The sequence below is a fragment of the Phytohabitans flavus genome (genome assembly GCF_011764545.1).
GTDB classification, from domain to species: Bacteria; Actinomycetota; Actinomycetes; order Mycobacteriales; family Micromonosporaceae; genus Phytohabitans; species Phytohabitans flavus.
Window position 1 is genome coordinate 893,139 of record NZ_AP022870.1, and the last position, 18,158, is coordinate 911,296.

The window sequence follows — 18,158 nt, forward strand, 5'->3', positions numbered from 1 at the left end:
GGGGTAGCAGATGTCAAACGAGGAAAAGCTCCGTTCCTACCTCAAGCGGGTCCTCGCCGAGGCGCGCCAGACCCAGCGGCAGCTACAGAGCATGGAGGAGCGGGCCGGCGAGCCCATCGCGATCGTGGGGATGGCGTGCCGGTTCCCCGGTGGCGTACGCAGCCCGGAGGACCTGTGGGAAATGGTCCACAGTGGACGCGACGCGATCGGGGCGTTTCCCGAGGACCGCGGCTGGGACCTGGACAAGCTGAGCGGTGAGGGCGGCTTCCTCTACGACGCCGCCGAATTCGACCCGGGCTTCTTCGGGATCAACCCCCGCGAGGCGCTGGCGATGGACCCGCAGCAGCGGCTGCTGCTGGAGGTGGCGTGGGAGGTCTTCGAGCGCGCCGGGATCGACCCGGGCACGCTGCACCGCACCCCGACCGGCGTCTTCGTCGGCACCAACGGCCACGACTACCTCTTCCGGCTGCGCCACTTCCCGCCGGGCGTCGAGGGCTACCTCATGACCGGCAACGGGTCCAGCGTGATGTCCGGCCGCGTCTCGTACGTCTTCGGCCTCGAAGGGCCCGCTGTCTCCGTCGACACGGCCTGCTCCTCCTCGCTCGTCGCGATGCACCTCGCCGCGCAGGCCCTGCGCCAGGGGAGTGCAACCTCGCGCTCGCCGGCGGCGTCACCGTGATGTCCGCACCCGGCTCCTTTGTGGAGTTCGAGCGGCAGGGCGGCCTGGCCGGCGACAGCCGCTGCAAGGCGTTCGCGGCCGGCGCCGACGGCACGGGCTGGTCCGAGGGCGTCGGCATCCTGCTGCTCGAACGCCTCTCCGACGCCCGCCGCAACGGCCACCAGATCCTCGCCACGATCCGCGGCTCGGCCACCAACCAGGACGGCGCCAGCAACGGCCTCACCGCGCCGAACGGGCCGTCGCAGGAGCGGGTCATCCTGCAAAGCCTCGTCAACGCGCGGCTCGCCCCGGGCGACATCGACGCGGTCGAGGCGCACGGCACCGGCACCGCTCTCGGCGACCCGATCGAGGCGCACGCGCTGCTGGCCACGTACGGGCAGGGGCGTGACCCGTCCCGGCCGCTGAAGCTCGGCTCGATCAAGTCGAACATCGGTCACACGCAGGCCGCGGCCGGTGTCGCCGGCGTCATCAAGATGGTCATGGCGATGCGGCACGGCACCTTGCCCCGCACGCTGCACGTCGACGAGCCGTCGCCGCAGATCGACTGGTCCGCCGGGGCGGTCTCGCTGCTGACCGCGCCGGAGCCGTGGCAGCAGCTCGGGCGCCCGCGCCGGGCCGGCGTGTCGTCGTTCGGGATCAGCGGCACCAACGCCCACGTCATCATCGAGGAGCCGGTCGCCCCGAGCCCGCCGCCGACCCCGACGAGGCCGACGCGGATGCCGTGCCCGCCGCCGTCCTGGCCGAGCCGATGATCCCGGACGCGGTGCCGTGGCTGATCTCCGCGAAGTCCGAGGCGGCCCTGCGGGATCAGGCCGCGCGCCTGGCGTCGTTCGTCGCCACGACGGACGCCCGGCCGGTCGACATCGGGTACTCGCTCGCGACCGCCCGCGCACACCTGCCCTACCGTGCCTCCGTCGCCGGTACGGACCGGGCGGACCTGGCGGCCAAGCTGTCCGCGATCGCCGGTGGCGCCACGGCGGAGCGGACCGGGGCCTCGCCGTCCTGTTCACCGGGCAGGGCTCGCAGCGCCTGGGCATGGGCCGCCAGCTGCACGGCGTGCTGCCGGCCTTCACCGCGAAGTTCGACGAGGTGTGCGCGGCTTTCGAGGGACGGCTGCCGCGCTCGCTGACCGAGGTGATCTGGTCGGACGAGGAGGCGCTGGGCCAGACCCAGTACGCCCAGCCGGCCATCTTCGCGGTCGAGGTGGCCCTGTTCGCCCAGTTCGAGGCGTGGGGCGTACGGCCCGTCGCCGTCGCCGGCCACTCGATCGGCGAGATCGCCGCGGCCCACGTGGCCGGCGTGTTCTCGCTCGCCGACGCGGCCAAGCTCGTCGCGGCGCGGGGCTCGCTGATGCAGGCGCTGCCGGCCGGCGGCGCGATGCTCGCCGTACAGGCGACCGAGGCCGACGTGCTGCCCCACCTGACCGACCTGGTCAGCGTCGCGGCCGTGAACGGACCCTCGTCGGTCGTGGTGGCCGGCGACGGCGGCCAGATCGACGCCCTCGAAGAGCTCTTCCGCGGCCAGGGGCGGAAGGTCAAGCGGCTGGCGGTGTCGCACGCCTTCCACTCGCCGCTGATGGATCCGATGCTCGACGACTTCGCCGCCGCCCTCGCGGACGTCACCTTCCAGCAGCCGCGGCTGCCGTTCCCCGAGCCCGTCGAGACCGCCGACCACTGGGTGCGGCACGTGCGCCGGCCGGTGCGCTTCGCCGACACCGTGGAATGGCTGGCCGCTCAGGGTGTGGGCACGTTCCTCGAGCTCGGCCCGGACGGGGTGCTCACCGCGCTGGTCCCCGACTCGGCGCCGGACGGTGTCGCGATCGCCTCGCTGCGCGCCGACCGGCCCGAGGTCGAGGCCGTGGCCAGCGCCGCCGCGGCCCTGCACGACAACGGCGTGACCGTCGACTGGACGGCGTACTTCGCGCCGGCCCGCCCCAACCGCGTCGACCTGCCCACGTACGCCTTTCAGCACAGCCGGTACTGGATGGAGGCCCCGCCCGGATCGCCCGCCGACATCGCCTCCGCCGGGCTCGGCGCGGCCGGCCACCCGCTGCTCGGCGCGGCGGTCACCCTCGCCGGCGGCGACGGGGTGGTGCTCACCGGCCGGCTGGCGCTCGGCACCCACCAGTGGCTGGCCGGTCACGAGGTCGCCGGGGTGCCCGTGCTGCCCGGTGCCGCGTTCCTGGAGCTGGCCGTCCGCGCGGGCGACGAGGTCGGCGCCAGCGTCCTGGAGGAGCTGACCCTCGACACCCCGCTCGTGCTCCCCGAGCGCGGCGGCGTGCAGGTGCAGGTGGCGGTCGGCCCGGCCGGCGAGAGCGGCCGGCGCCCGGTGACCGTCTACTCCCGCACCGAGGACGGGGACACCGACTGGCTGCGGCACGCCACGGGCACGCTCACCAGCGGCAGCGGCGGGCCGGTCGACAGCCTGGCCCAGTGGCCGCCGGCCGGTGCCCAGCCCGAGCCGGCGGTGGCCGGGCAGGTGTGGCGGCGGGGCGACGAGATCTTCGTCGAGGCGGCACACGACGACGACTCCGCCGCCCGGTACGGCGTACACCCGGCCCTGTTGGAGGCGCTTCGCGAGGCGGCCGGCGAGCCGGACACGATGTTCACCCACTGGGAGGGCTTCCGGCTGCTCGCCACCGGCGCGACCGCCATCCGCGCCCGGCTCAACCCGATCGGCACCGGCACCTGGGCCCTGCTCGTCACCGACGAGACCGGCGCGCCCGTGGCGACCGCCGACGCGGTCGGTACGCGCACCCTGACCGCGGCCGAGCTGGGCACCGCACAGGGCGCCGGCACCGACGCGCTCTTCCAGCTCGACTGGGTCGCGGCACCCCGGCGACCGCCACCGCCGGCCGCGGCTGGGTCGCCGTGGACGCGCGCCCGGACAGCCTCTTCGCGCGGGCGGACGGGGTCGACGTGTACCCGGATCTCGCCACCGCCGTCGAACGGCACACCGGCGTCCCCGAGGTGGTCGCCTACGTGCTGCCGGCCACCGACTCCGGCTCGCCGCTCACCACCGCCGTGCGCGACGTCACCGGCGGCGTGCTCGACACCCTGCGCGCCTGGCTCGGCGGGCACCCCTGGGACGCGGCGAAGCTCGTCGTGGTCACCCAGAACGCGATCGCCACCGGCCCGGACGACGCCGTCACCGGCCTCGCCGCCTCCTCGACCTGGGGACTGCTCCGGTCCGCCCAGTCGGAGAACCCGGGCCGGTTCGTGGTCGCCGACATCGACGGCACCACCGAGTCGGTGGTCGCGCTGGTCGGCGCCGCCGGCGGCGACGAACCGCAGCTGGCCGTCCGCGGTGGTGCCGTCCGCGTGCCGCGCCTGGCCCGCGCGGTCGTCACCGGCGGCGGGACGCCGGGCACCAGCTGGGACCCGGACGGCACGGTGCTCGTCACCGGAGCCACCGGCGGCCTGGGTACGCTCGTCGCCCGCCACCTCGTCAACACCCACGGGGTACGGCACCTGCTGCTGGTCAGCCGCTCCGGCCCGGACGCCCCCGGCGCGGCCGCACTTGTCGACGAGCTGGCCGAGGCGGGCGCGCGGGCCGAGGTCGTGGCCGGTGACGTCGCCGACCGGGACGCGCTCGCCGGGATCCTGGCGGCGGTACCGGCCGCGCACCCGCTGACCGGGATCGTGCACACCGCCGGTGTCGTCGACGACGGTGTCATCGAGTCGATCACCGCCGACCGGCTCGACACCGTACTCCGCCCCAAAGTCGACGCCGCCTGGCACCTGCACGAGCTGACCCGCGACCTGCCGCTGGCCGCGTTCGTGCTCTTCTCCGCCGGCGCCGGCATCTTCGGCGGCCCCGGGCAGGGCAACTACGCCGCCGCCAACACGTTCCTCGACGCCCTCGCCCACCTGCGCCGCCAGGCCGGGCTGCCGGCACAGTCGCTCGCCTGGGGCATGTGGGCCGAGGAGGGGGCATGGCCGGCCGGCTCAGCGAGGCCGACCGTACCCGCCTGATGCGCACCGCCACCCCGCTCTCCGCCGAGCTGGGCCTCACCCTCTTCGACCTCGCCGGTACCACCGACCGGGCGCTGCTCGTGCCCACCCGGATCGACCTCGCCGGGCTCCGCGTGCAGGCCAGCACCGCGCCCGTACCCCGATGTTCCGCGGTCTCGTCCGCGGTACCGCCCGGCGCGTGGTCCGCCCCGGCGACCTCGACACCGGCCGCTCGCCCCTGGCCGCGCAGCTCGCCGGCCTGGACCGGGCCGGCCAGGAGTCCCTGCTGGTCGAGCTGGTACGCACCCGGGCCGCCGCGGTGCTCGGCCACTCCACCGCCGACCTCGTCGAGCCCAACCGCGCCTTCAACGAGATGGGCTTCGACTCGCTCACCGCGGTCGAGCTGCGCAACGGGCTCAACCTGCTCACCGGCCTGCGGCTGCCGGCCACGCTGCTATTCGACTACCCGAACCCGGCCGTGCTCGCCGGGCACCTGCGCATCCAGCTCGCCGGCGGCGCCGAGCCGGCCGTCGCCGCCACGACCACCGCGGTCGCGGCCGACGAACCCATCGCGATCGTCGGCATGAGCTGCCGCTTCCCGGGAGGGGTGGACTCGCCGGAGGAGCTGTGGCGGCTGCTCGCCACCGGCACCGACGGGCTGAGCGGCATGCCCGACGACCGCGGCTGGGACCTGGCCGCGCTCTTCGATCCAGAGCCGGGCCAGTCCGGACGCAGCTACGTCAAGGAGGGCGGCTTCCTCACCGAGGCCAGCCGCTTCGACACCGAGTTCTTCGGCATCAGCCCCCGCGAGGCGCTCGCCACCGACCCCCAGCAGCGGCTGCTGCTGGAGGCGTCGTGGGAGGCGATCGAGCGGGCCGGCATCGACCCCGGCACGCTGCGCGGCAGCCACACCGGCGTCTTCGTCGGCTCCAACGGGCAGGACTACTCCGCCCTGCTCGTCGGCAAGACCTCCGAAGTGGACGGATACCTCGCCACGGGCAGCGCCGGCAGTGTGGTCTCCGGCCGCATCTCGTACACGTTCGGCCTCGAAGGGCCGGCGGTCACCGTCGATACCGCCTGCTCGTCGTCGCTGGTGGCGATGCACCTGGCGGCCCAGTCGCTGCGGCAGGGCGAGTGCACGCTGGCCATCGCCGGCGGCGTGACCGTGATGTCGACCCCCGCGCTGTTCGTCGAGTTCAGCCAGCAGCGAGGGCTCGCCGCCGACGGCCGGTGCAAGGCCTTCGCGGCCGCCGCCGACGGCACCGGCTGGGGTGAGGGCGTCGGCCTGCTGCTGCTGGAGCGGCTCTCTGACGCCCGCGCCAACGGCCACACGATCCTCGCCGTGCTGCGGGGGAGCGCGGTCAACCAGGACGGTGCGAGCAACGGTCTCACCGCCCGAACGGCCCGTCGCAGGAGCGGGTGATCCGGCAGGCGCTCGCGAACGCCCGGCTGGCTCCGTCCGATGTGGACGCGGTGGAGGCGCACGGCACGGGTACGAAGCTCGGTGACCCCATCGAGGCGCAGGCTCTGCTGGCCACGTACGGGCAAGGTCGCGAGCGTCCACTGTGGCTCGGCTCGGTGAAGTCGAACATCGGCCACACCCAGGCGGCCGCTGGTGTGGCCGGTGTGATCAAGATGGTGCTGGCGATGCGGCACGGGACGCTGCCGCAGACCCTGCACGTCGACGCGCCCACGCCCGAGGTGGACTGGACGGCTGGCGCGGTGTCGCTGCTGACCGAGCCGGTCGAGTGGTCCGCCAACGGGCACCCGCGCCGGGCCGGCGTGTCGTCGTTCGGCATCAGCGGCACCAACGCCCACGTGATCATCGAGGAAGGCGACGCGCCCTCACCCGCGGCCGACGTCGCGCCGCAGGACCCGCAGGCGCCGGTGGTGCCGTGGGTGCTGTCGGCCAAGAGCGAGGCGGCGCTGCGCGGCCAGGCCGCACGGCTGGCGTCGTTCGCCTCCGGCGGCGCCCAGAGCCCGGCGGACGTCGGCTGGTCGCTGCTGTCCCGTTCGCGGATGCCGTGGCGTGCGGTGGTGGCCGGCCGCGACGGCGCCGAGCTGGCGGCCGCGCTCCGCGACTTCGCCGCGGCCGATCCGGCCGCGGGCGTGGTCTCCGGCCCCGGTACGGGCGCCGGCGCGGGTGTCGTGTTCGTCTTCCCCGGCCAGGGCTCGCAGTGGGCCGGCATGGCGGCAGAGCTGCTGGCGTCGTCGCCGGTGTTCGCCGCGGCGTTCGACGAGTGCGCGACCGCGCTGTCGTCCTTTGTGGACTGGGATCCGCGGGCCGTCCTCACCGATCCGGAGCTGCTGGAGCGGGTCGAGATGGTCCAGCCGGTCCTGTGGGCCGTGATGGTCTCGCTCGCGGAGGTCTGGCAGTCCTACGGGGTGCGGCCGGCAGCCGTCGTCGGCCACTCCCAGGGTGAGATCGCCGCCGCGTGTGTCGCGGGTGCACTGTCGCTTGAGGACGGCGCCCGGGTCGTCGCGCTGCGGGCGAGGGCGGTGCGGAAGCTGGCCGGCGGCGGCGCGATGGTCTCGGTGGCGGCGCCCACGGAACGGGTAGCGGAGCTGCTGGCCGGCCACGACGGCGTCTCCATCGCCGCGGTCAACGGTCCCGGCTCGGTGGTCGTGGCCGGGCTGACCGGTCCGGTGGACGAGTTCGTCCGTTACCTCGACGAGCGGGAGGTGCGCAACAAGCGGATCCCGGTCGACTACGCCGCCCACTCGGTGCAGGTCGAGCCGATCAGGGACGAGTTGCTGGCGATGATGGCCGCGGTGCGGCCCCGGGCCGCGCGGGTGCCGTGGTACTCCACCGCGGACCGGCGCTGGATGGACGGCACGCAGGCCGACGCCGAGTACTGGTACCGGATGACCCGGCAGGCGGTGTGGTTCGGCCCGGCGATCGAGGCGCTGCTCGACGGGCGCTACCACGGGTTCGTCGAGGTCAGCCCGCACCCGGTACTGACGGTCGGCATCCAGGAGAGCATCGACGCGGCCGCCGCGCCAGCCTGGGTGACCGGCACTCTGCGGCGCGACGAGGGCGGCACCCAGCGCCTCTACACCAGCCTCGGCACCGCGTACGCGAACGGCGTCGAGGTGGACTGGCACCGGGCGTTCGCCGGGATCCAGCCGCGCACCGTCGACCTGCCCACGTACGCGTTCCAGGGCAACCGGTACTGGCTCAGCCCGCCGCCCGCGGGCTCCGGCGACGTCACCGCCGCCGGCCTGGGCAGCGCCGAGCATCCGCTGCTCGGCGCCTCGGTCACGCTCGCCGACGGCGACGGGGTCCTGCTCACGGGCAGGCTCTCCGTCAAGACCCACCCGTGGCTCGCCGATCACGCCGTATCCGGTGCGATCTTCCTGCCCGGCACCGCCTTCGTGGAGCTGGCCGTCCGGGCTGGCGACGAGGTGGGCGCCAACCTCCTCGACGACCTCACCCTCAACGCGCCGCTCGTGCTCCCGGAAAACGGGGCGCGGCAGCTCCAGATCACCGTCGGCGCACCGGACCACACCGGAAACCGCGAGCTGGCGATCTGGTCCCGGCTCGAAGACGGCGACCCGGAGTGGATCCGCCATGCCGAGGGCGTCCTCGCCACGACCAGCGAGGCACCCGAGAGCACGGACGACCTCGTCGCGTGGCCCCGGCCGGCGCCGACAGTGTCCCCTCGACGGCTGGTACGAAGGCCTCGCCCAGGGCGGGCTCGCATACGGCCCGGCGTTCCAGGGCCTGCGCGGGGTGTGGCGGCGCGACAACGACCTCTACGTCGAGGTCGCGCTCCCGGCCGGCGGGCACGGCGACGCCGATCGCTTCGGGCTGCACCCGGCTCTGCTCGACTCCGTCCTGCACGCCGTCGCCCTCGGCGGCTGGAGCGGCGACAACCTCAACGGGCTTCCGTTTGCCTGGAGCGGTGTCCGCCTCCACGCGGCCGGAGCGGCGATCCTGCGCGCCCGGCTCTCCCGGGCCGACGGCGGTCGCGGACTGACCGTGCTTGCCGCCGACGAGACCGGCGCACCCGTCGCCGAGGTGCGGTCCCTCGCCCTCCGCGCGATCTCCTCCGACCAGCTCGACGCCGGCCACGGCAGCACCGTCGAGTCGATGTTCCGCTTCGACTGGGCGGCCCTCGACGCGCCGGCGCCGGGCACCCCGCGCCGCTGGGCACTGATCGGCGACCCCGTCCCGGGGCTAGCAGGCCTCCCCGCCGAGATTCACCCGGACCTCGCCGCCGTACGGGCTGCCGGCGCCCCGGACGTGCTCGTCTACCGGGTACCCACAGCGGGGGAGGACGTCGCCGCCGCCGCGCACCGGGCCACCGTGCGGACGCTCGCGCTGGTTCAGCAGTGGCAGGCCGACGAGCAGTTCGCGGACAGCCGTCTGATCGTCCTCACCAGCGGTGCCGCCGCCGTACCCGGGGAGCCGGTCTTTGATCTGGCCGGTGCCGCCGTGTGGGGACTCGTCCGCTCCGCACAGTCGGAAAACCCTGGCCGCGTCATGCTCGTGGACATCGACGACTCGGCCGCCTCGCTCGAAGTCCTCGAACTGCTGGCCGAGGTCGACGAGCCGCAGGTGGCGATCCGCGACGGTGCCGCCCGGGCGCCACGCCTGGCGCGGGTCGCCGCCCCGGCCCGCGACGACGCGGCGCCACCGGTCTGGGACGCCGAGGGCACGGTGCTGATCACCGGCGCCACCGGCGGTCTCGGCCGCGCGGTCGCCCGGCATCTGGTGACCGTGCACGGCATCCGCCGGCTCGTGCTCACCAGCCGGTCAGGGATCGCCGCCACCGGCGCGGTGGAACTGCGCGACGAGCTCACCGCCCTCGGCGCCCACGTCGACGTGTTCGCCTGCGACGCCGCCAACCGGGAGGCGCTGGCCGCCGTGCTGGCCGCCATCCCCGGCGACACGCCGCTCACCGGCATCGTGCACGCGGCCGGCGTACTCGACGACGGCATGCTCGCCTCGCTGACACCTGAGCGGGTGGCGAAGGTCATGCGGCCCAAGGTCGACGCCGCCTGGCACCTGCACGAGCTGACCCGCGACATGCCGGTCACCGCGTTCGTCAACTTCTCCGGCGCGGCCGGCGTGTTCGGCGCCACCGGGCAGGGCAACTACGCCGCGGGCAACGCCTTCCTCGACGCGCTCGCCCACCGGCGGCGGCACGAGGGGCTGGCCGGCATCTCGCTCGCCTGGGGCCTGTGGGCCGAGCGCACCGGCATGACCGGCCACCTCGACGACGTCAACGTCGGCCGCATCTCCCGTGCCGGCGACGCGATCGGCACCGAGGAAGGGTTGGCGCTCCTCGACACCGCCATGCTGGTCGGCGAGCCACTGCTCGTACCGACCCGCATCGACATCGCGACGATCCGCAAGCAGACCGGCGCCGGACCGGTGCCCCCGCTCTTCCGCGGCCTCATCCGCACGCCGGCCCGGCGCAGCGTACGCACCGGCGACGGCGCCGACTCGCTCGAGCGGCGGCTCGGCGGGCTCAGCCGCCCGGAGCAGGAGCGGTTCCTGCTTGACCTGGTACGCGCACAGGCCGCCAGCGTGCTCGGCCACGCGAACGCCGCCACCGTGCCGCCCACGCAGGCGTTCAAGGAGCTGGGCTTCGACTCCCTCACCGCGGTCGAGCTGCGCAACGGGCTCAACGCCGCCACCGGCCTCCGCCTGCCCGCGACACTCGTCTTCGACTACCCCAACCCGACCGTGCTCAGCGCGCACCTGCGTACCGAACTCGTCGGCACCGACCCGGACGCGGCCACCCGGTCGCCCAGCCGGGCCCGCAAGCGCGGCGGCGACGAGCCCATCGCGATCGTCGGGATGAGCTGCCGCCTCCCCGGCGACGTCCGCTCACCCGACGACCTGTGGCGGCTCGTCGCCGGCGGCGCCGACGGGATGTCCGGCTTCCCCGAGGACCGGGGCTGGGACCTCGACGGGCTGTTCGGCACCGGCCCAAGGCCCTTGGGCGGCTTCGTCCATGACGCCGCCGACTTCGACCCTGACTTCTTCGGCATAAGCCCCCGCGAGGCCCTGGCGATGGACCCGCAGCAGCGGCTGCTCCTCGAAGCCGGGTGGGAGGCGATCGAACAGGCCGGTATCGACCCGACCTCGCTCCAGGGCAGCCAGACCGGTGTCTTCGCCGGCCTCATGTACCACGACTACGTCAACCGGCTCCCCACCCTCCCCGAACACGTCTTGGCCTTCGTCGACACCGGCAACGCGGGCAGTGTCCTTTCCGGACGGCTCTCCTACATGCTCGGCCTTGAAGGGCCGGCGGTCACAGTGGACACCGCGTGCTCGTCGTCGCTGGTGGCGCTCCATCTGGCGGCGCAGGCGCTGCGGCAGGGCGAGTGCGACCTCGCCCTGGCGGGTGGAGTCTCGGTGATGCACACCCCGTCGACGTTCGCCGGCTTCATCCAGCAGGGCGCGCTCGCATCCGACGGCCGGTGCAAGTCGTTCGCCGCGGCGGCCGACGGTACCGGCTTCAGCGAGGGCGTCGGCATGGTGCTGGTGGAGCGGCTGTCAGACGCGCGGCGCAACGGTCATCGGGTGTTGGCGGTGTTGCGGGGGAGTGCGGTCAATCAGGACGGTGCGAGTAACGGCCTGACCGCGCCGAATGGTCCGTCTCAGGAGCGGGTGATCCGCCAGGCTCTGGCGAACGCTCGTCTGTCGCCGTCCGATGTGGACGCTATTGAGGCGCATGGCACCGGTACTCGGTTGGGTGACCCGATCGAGGCGCAGGCGTTGCTGGCCACGTATGGTCAGGGTCGGGAGCGTCCACTGTGGCTCGGCTCGGTGAAGTCGAACATCGGCCACACCCAGGCTGCGGCCGGGGTCGCCGGTGTGATCAAGGTGATCATGTCGATGCGCCACGGGACGCTGCCGCGCACGTTGCACGTGGACGCGCCGACGCCGGAGGTGGACTGGTCGGCCGGCAACGTCGAGTTGTTGACCGAACCGGTGCGGTGGGCGGTGAACGGGCACCCGCGGCGGGCGGCGGTGTCGTCGTTCGGGATCAGCGGTACGAACGCGCACGTGATCTTGGAGGAGGGTGACCCGCAGCCGGTCGTGGAGCCGGCGGTCGGCCCTGGTCCGGTGGTGCCGTGGCTGGTGTCCGGTAAGACCGAGTCGGCGCTGCTGGCTCAGGCTTCGCGGTTGGCGTCGTTCGCGGCGGATGCTGGTCTGCGGCCGGTAGATGTGGCGTACACGTTGGCGACGGCTCGGGCCCGGTTCGCGCATCGGGCGTACGCGGTCGGCTCCACAGTGGAGGACCTGAGGTTTTCAGCCGGCGTAACGCCGAGCGCTGGCCGCCTGGCCGTGGTCTTTACCGGTCAGGGGTCGCAGCGGCTGGGTATGGGCCGCGAGCTGCACGGCGTCCTGCCGGTGTTCACCGCCAGGTTCGACGAGGTGTGTGCGGCGTTCGACGGTTTGCTGCCGCGTCCGCTGGCGGAGGTGATGTCGTCCGATGCTGACGCGTTGGGCCAAACGTTGTATGCCCAGCCGGCGATTTTTGCGGTTGAGGTGGCGTTGTTCGCGCAGTTCGAGGCGTGGGGTGTGAGCCCGGACTTTGTGGCGGGTCATTCGATCGGTCAGATCGCGGCGTCCTATGTGTCCGGTGTCTTCGATCTGGCGGATGCGGCCCGTCTGGTGGCGGCGCGTTCGTCGTTGATGCAGGCACTGCCGGCCGGCGGGGCGATGCTGGCCGTCCGCGCTACCGAGGACGAGGTGTTGCCGCATCTGACCGACCTCGTGTCTGTGGCGGCGGTGAATGGGCCGACCTCGGTGGTGGTGGCCGGTGACGGCGGCCAGATCGACGCTCTCGAAGCCCATTTCCGCACCGAAGGCCGGCAGGTCAAGCGGCTGACGGTCTCGCACGCGTTCCACTCGCCGCTGATGGACCCGATGCTGGACGACTTCGCGGCCGCCCTCGCCGACGTCACGTTCCGGGAGCCGCTGCTGCCGTTCCCTGAGCCGGTGAACACCGCCGGCTACTGGGTGCAGCACGTACGCCAGCCGGTCCGGTTCGCCGACACCGTGACCTGGCTCGCCGAGCAGGGTGTGGACACGTTCCTGGAGCTCGGGCCCGACGGTGTCCTCACCGCGCTGATCCCCGAGACAAGCCAGGACGCGGTCACCGTCCCCTCCCTGCGGGCCGACCGCGACGAGGTCGAAGCGGCGGTCACCGCGCTGGCCGGGCTGCACAGCCACGGCGTCGACGTCGACTGGGAGGCGTTCTTCTCCCCGTGGCGGCCGGAGATCGTGGAGCTGCCGACCTACGCGTTCCAGCACGCGCGGTACTGGCTGGAAGCGACCCCCAGCGCGGCGGCCGACGTCGCCTCCGCCGGGCTCGGTGCGGCCGGCCACCCGCTGCTCGGCGCGGCGGTCAGCCTCGCCGAAGGCGACGGTGTGGTGCTGACCGGCCGGCTGTCGCTCGCCACCCACCCGTGGCTGGCCGACCACGCGGTCGCCGGCGCGGCCTGGCTGCCCAGCACCGCCTTCGTGGAGATGGCCATCCGGGCCGGCGACGAGGTCGGCGCCGACCTGCTCAAGGAGCTCACCGTGCACGCTCCGCTGGTGCTCCCCGAGCGGGGCGCCGTGCAGGTGCAGGTGACCGTCGGCGCGGCCGGCGAGCACGACCAGCGGCCGGTGACCGTCCACTCCCGCACCGAGGACGGCGACCCGCAGTGGCTGCGACACGCCACCGGTACCCTCGCCATCGCCCCCACCGCGCCCGCGGAGGAGCTGGTCAAGTGGCCGCCGCCGGGCGCCGACCCCGCCGGTGAGCCGGGTGGCAGCGTGCGGGCCATGTGGCGCGACGGTGCCGACCTGTACGTCGAAGCCGCCCTCGACGACGGCGACACGGACCGGTTCGGGCTCCACCCCGCGCTGCTGGAGGCGCTGCTCGAACCCGCCGCCGAGCCCGGCAGCACGGCCGTGCACTGGTCCGACGTGCGCCTCTTCGCCACCGGCGCCACCGCCGTACGGGCCAGGCTGCGGCCGGCCGGCGACGGTGCCTGGTCACTGCTCGTCACCGACCCGAACGGGACGCCCGTCGCCCAGGCGGAGTCCGTGGCGCTCGGCGCGATGGCCGTCTCCCAGACGCCGGCGGCGGGGTCCCTGTTCGGCGTCAGCTGGGTGACCGTGACCGGTGACGACCCCGCCGACCCCGTCGAGGTGGAGACGTGGGACGTGCCGGCCGGCGACGGCGGCGACGTCCCCGGCTCCGTACGCCGGGCCACGCACGCGGCACTCGGCATGGTGCAGAGCTGGCTCGCCGACCCCACCCGCGAGGCCGCCACCCTCGTAATCCGGACCAGTGGCGCGGTCAGCGTCGCCGGCGAGCCGGTCACCGACCTGGCTGGCGCGGCGGTGTGGGGCATGCTGCGATCCGTACAGGCCGAGCACCCGGGCCGCTTCGTCCTCGCCGACCTGCCCGTCGACGCGCCCACGGACCTGATCACCGGGCTCTCCGGTGAGCCGCAGCTGGCCGTACGCGACGGTGCGACCTGGGCACCCCGCCTCACCCGGGCCCTCGCCACGGGGGAGCCGCAGGCCTGGGACCGCGACGGCACCGTACTCGTGACCGGCGGCACCGGCGGGCTGGGCGCACTCCTGGCCCGGCACCTGGTCGCCGAGCACGGCGTACGCCACCTGATCCTGGCCAGCCGATCCGGCCCGGCCGCACCCGGCGCCACCGAGCTGACCGGCGAGCTGGCCGACCTCGGCGCGGACGCCACGGTGGTCGCGTGCGACATCGCCGACCGGCATGCGCTGATAGGGGTACTGGCTGGGGTGCCGGCGGACCGACCCCTGACCGCCGTCGTCCACGCCGCCGGCATTATCGACGACGGACTGATCGAATCTCTGACCCCACAACGCATGGACCAGGTACTGCGTCCGAAGGTTGACGCGGCATGGAACCTGCACGAACTAACTAGGGGTTTGGACCTCTCCGCTTTCGTGGTTTTCTCATCAGCGGCGGGCGTGTTTGGCGCGGCTGGCCAGGCAAACTACGCGGCGGCGAACGCATTCCTGGACGCCCTGGCTATCCAACGCCGGGCAGCGGGACTGCCCGCGATGTCGCTCGCATGGGGACTGTGGGCCGAGTCCGGGGGGATGGGTGGCCGGTTGAAGTCAGGCGATGTGGCAAGGCTCTCGCGAGCCGGCGCCGGCCTGTCCGCCGGTGAGGGCCTCGCACTGTTCGACCTCGCCGGCAGGACCGCCGACGCGCTGCTCGTCCCCACCCACCTCGACCTCGTCGCCATCCGCGCACAGATCAAGTCCGGGCCGGTACCCGCGTTCCTCCGCGCCCTGGTCAAGTCCACCGGCCGCCGCGCCGCCGGCACCGCCAACACCACCGGTGGCTCGGCTTTCGCGGAGCGGCTGGCGGGGCTGTCCCGTGTGGACCAGGAGCAGTTGGCGCTGGATTTGGTACGTGCGCAGGCGGCGGCGGTGCTGGGCCATGGCTCGGCTGATGCGGTGGATCCGGTGCGGGCGTTCAACGAGATGGGTTTCGACTCGCTGACCGCGGTGGAGTTGCGTAACGGCCTTGCGGCGGTCACCGGCCTGCGGTTGCCGTCGACGCTTGTCTTCGACCATCCGAACCCGACCGCGTTGGCTGGCTATCTGGTCGGTCGGGTCGTTGGTTCCGACGCTGTGGTGGTGCGCCGGCCGGCGGTGGTCGCGGATGGCGAAGATATCGCGATCGTCGGGATGAGTTGTCGCTTCCCTGGTGGGGTGTCGTCGCCGGAAGAGCTGTGGGCATTGCTCGCGGCCGGTGGCGACGGCATGTCAAAGTTCCCTTCCGACCGTGGCTGGGATGTCGATGCGCTCTTCGACCCAGATCCGGACCGGCCGGGTACGAGCTACACCCGCACTGGTGGCTTTCTGTCCGATGTGAGTGGCTTCGATCCGGCGTTCTTTGGGATCAGTCCGCGTGAGGCGACGGCGATGGATCCGCAGCAGCGGCTGTTGCTGGAGGCGTCGTGGGAGGCGTTCGAGCGTTCGGGAGTGGATCCGGCTGGGTTGCGGGGCAGCCAGACCGGTGTGTTCGTCGGTACCAACGGGCAGGACTATGCCGCGTTGTTGGCTGGTGCGCCGGCCGGCTCTGAGGGCTATGTGATGACGGGTAACGGCGCGAGTGTGGTGTCGGGCCGGTTGGCGTACTCGTTTGGTCTGGAGGGGCCTGCGGTCACTGTGGACACCGCGTGCTCGTCGTCGCTGGTGGCGTTGCATTTGGCGGCGCAGGCGTTGCGTCAGGGTGAGTGTGACCTCGCGCTGGCTGGTGGTGTGACGGTGATGTCGACGCCGGGCGCCTTCGTCGAGTTCAGCCGGCAGCGTGGTCTGGCGGTGGACGGCCGGTGCAAGGCGTTCGCGGCCGCGGCTGACGGCACCGGCTGGGGTGAGGGTGTCGGGCTGCTGCTGGTCGAGCGACTGTCGGACGCGCGGCGCAACGGTCACCGGGTCCTCGCGACACTGCGGGGGAGTGCGGTCAACCAGGACGGTGCCAGTAACGGCCTGACGGCGCCGAATGGTCCGTCGCAGGAGCGCGTGATCCGCCAGGCCCTGGCCAACGCTCGCCTGTCACCGTCTGATGTGGACGCCGTCGAGGCCCACGGGACCGGTACTCGGTTGGGTGATCCGATCGAGGCGCAGGCGTTGTTGGCCACGTATGGGCAGGGTCGGGAGCGTCCGCTGTGGCTTGGTTCGGTGAAGTCGAACATCGGTCACACCCAGGCTGCTGCCGGGGTCGCCGGGATCATCAAGATGGTGATGGCGATGCGCCACGGGACGTTGCCGCGTACGTTGCATGTGGACGCGCCGACTCCTGAGGTGGACTGGTCGGCCGGAAGCGTCGAGCTGTTGACCGAGCCGGTGCGGTGGACTCCGAATGGGCATCCGCGCCGGGCCGGTGTTTCCTCGTTCGGGGTGAGCGGCACCAATGCCCACGTGATCCTGGAAGAGGGCGACACCCCCGAGCACCCACCGGTCGAGGATGTAGCGCCGGTGGTGCCGTGGCTCGTCTCCGGCAAGACCGAAGAGGCGTTGCGGGGTCAAGTCCTTCGTCTGGCTGACGTCGCGACCGGGCCTGGCGTACGGCCGGTGGATGTGGCGTACACGCTGGCGACCGCGCGGGCCCGGTTCGCGCATCGGGCGTACGCGATCGGCTCCACAGCGGGCGATCTGAGGTTCTCGACCGGCGTGACACCGAGCGTTGGCCGGCTGGCTGTGGTGTTCACCGGTCAGGGTTCGCAGCGGTTGGGTATGGGCCGGCAGCTGCATGGTGTGCTGCCGGTGTTCACCGCCAGGTTCGACGAGGTGTGCGCCGCCTTCGACGGCCTGCTGCCGCGTCCGCTGGCGGAGGTGATGTGGTCCGACGGCGATGCGTTGGGCCAGACCTTGTACGCGCAGCCGGCGATTTTCGCGGTCGAGGTGGCCCTGTTTGCCCAGTTCGAGGCGTGGGGTGTGAGCCCGGACTTCGTGGCGGGTCATTCGATTGGTCAGATCGCGGCGTCCTATGTGTCCGGTGTCTTCGACTTGGCGGACGCGGCGCGTCTGGTGGCGGCCCGTTCGACGTTGATGCAGGCACTACCTGCTGGCGGGGCGATGCTCGCGGTCCGCGCCACCGAGGCGGAAGTGTTGCCGCACCTGACCGACCTCGTGTCTGTGGCGGCGGTCAACGGGCCGGCCTCGGTGGTGGTGGCCGGTGACAGCGGTCAGGTGGACGCGCTGGAGCAGCTGTGGCGTGGCGAAGGCCGCAAGGTCAAGCGGCTGACGGTCTCGCACGCGTTCCACTCGCCGCTGATGGACCCGATGCTGGACGACTTCGCCGCCGCCCTGGCCGATGTCACGTTCCGGGAGCCGTTGCTGCCCTTCGCGGAGCCGGTGGACACGGTCGACTACTGGGTGCGGCATGTGCGGCAGCCGGTTCGTTTCGCTGACACGGTCTCGTGGCTGGCTGGGCAGGGTGTGGGCACTTTCCTGGAGCTTGGCCCGGATGGAGTCCTGACCGCGCTGATCCCTGAGTGCTTTTCCGAGGACGGCCCGGTCGCGGTCGCGTCGCTGCGTGCCGACCGCGATGAGGTCGAGGCGGCGGTCGCCGCGTTGGCTGGGCTGCACGGTCACGGTGTCGAGGTGGATTGGGAGGCGTTCTTTAGCCCTTGGGAGCCGAGGATCGTCGACGTGCCCACCTATGCGTTCCAGCGGTCGCGGTACTGGCCCGAGCTGTCTGGCATGCAGATGGCCGGCTCGGCCGTGGGGTTGGGTCAGTCGGCGGCGGATCACCCGCTGCTCGGTGCCACGGTGAGCCTGGCCGACGGTGACGGTGTGGTGCTGACCGGCCGCCTGTCGCTGTCGACGCACCCGTGGCTGGCCGACCACGTCGTGGGCGGCGCCGTGTGGCTGCCCGGTACGGCATTCGTGGAGATGGCGGTCCGGGCGGGCGACGAAGTCGGCGCCGACGTACTGGAAGAGCTGACCCTGCAAGCCCCGCTCGTGCTGCCCGAACGCGGCGCGATCCAGGTGCAGGTGACCGTCG

1 pseudogene is annotated in these 18,158 nt (G+C 73.0%); it reads left to right on the plus strand.

From position 1 onward, the window contains the following. Positions 1-10: 10 nt before the first annotated feature. Positions 11-18,157: pseudogene (locus Pflav_RS48380) on the plus strand (SDR family NAD(P)-dependent oxidoreductase); the annotation flags it as partial. Position 18,158 lies beyond the last annotated feature (1 nt).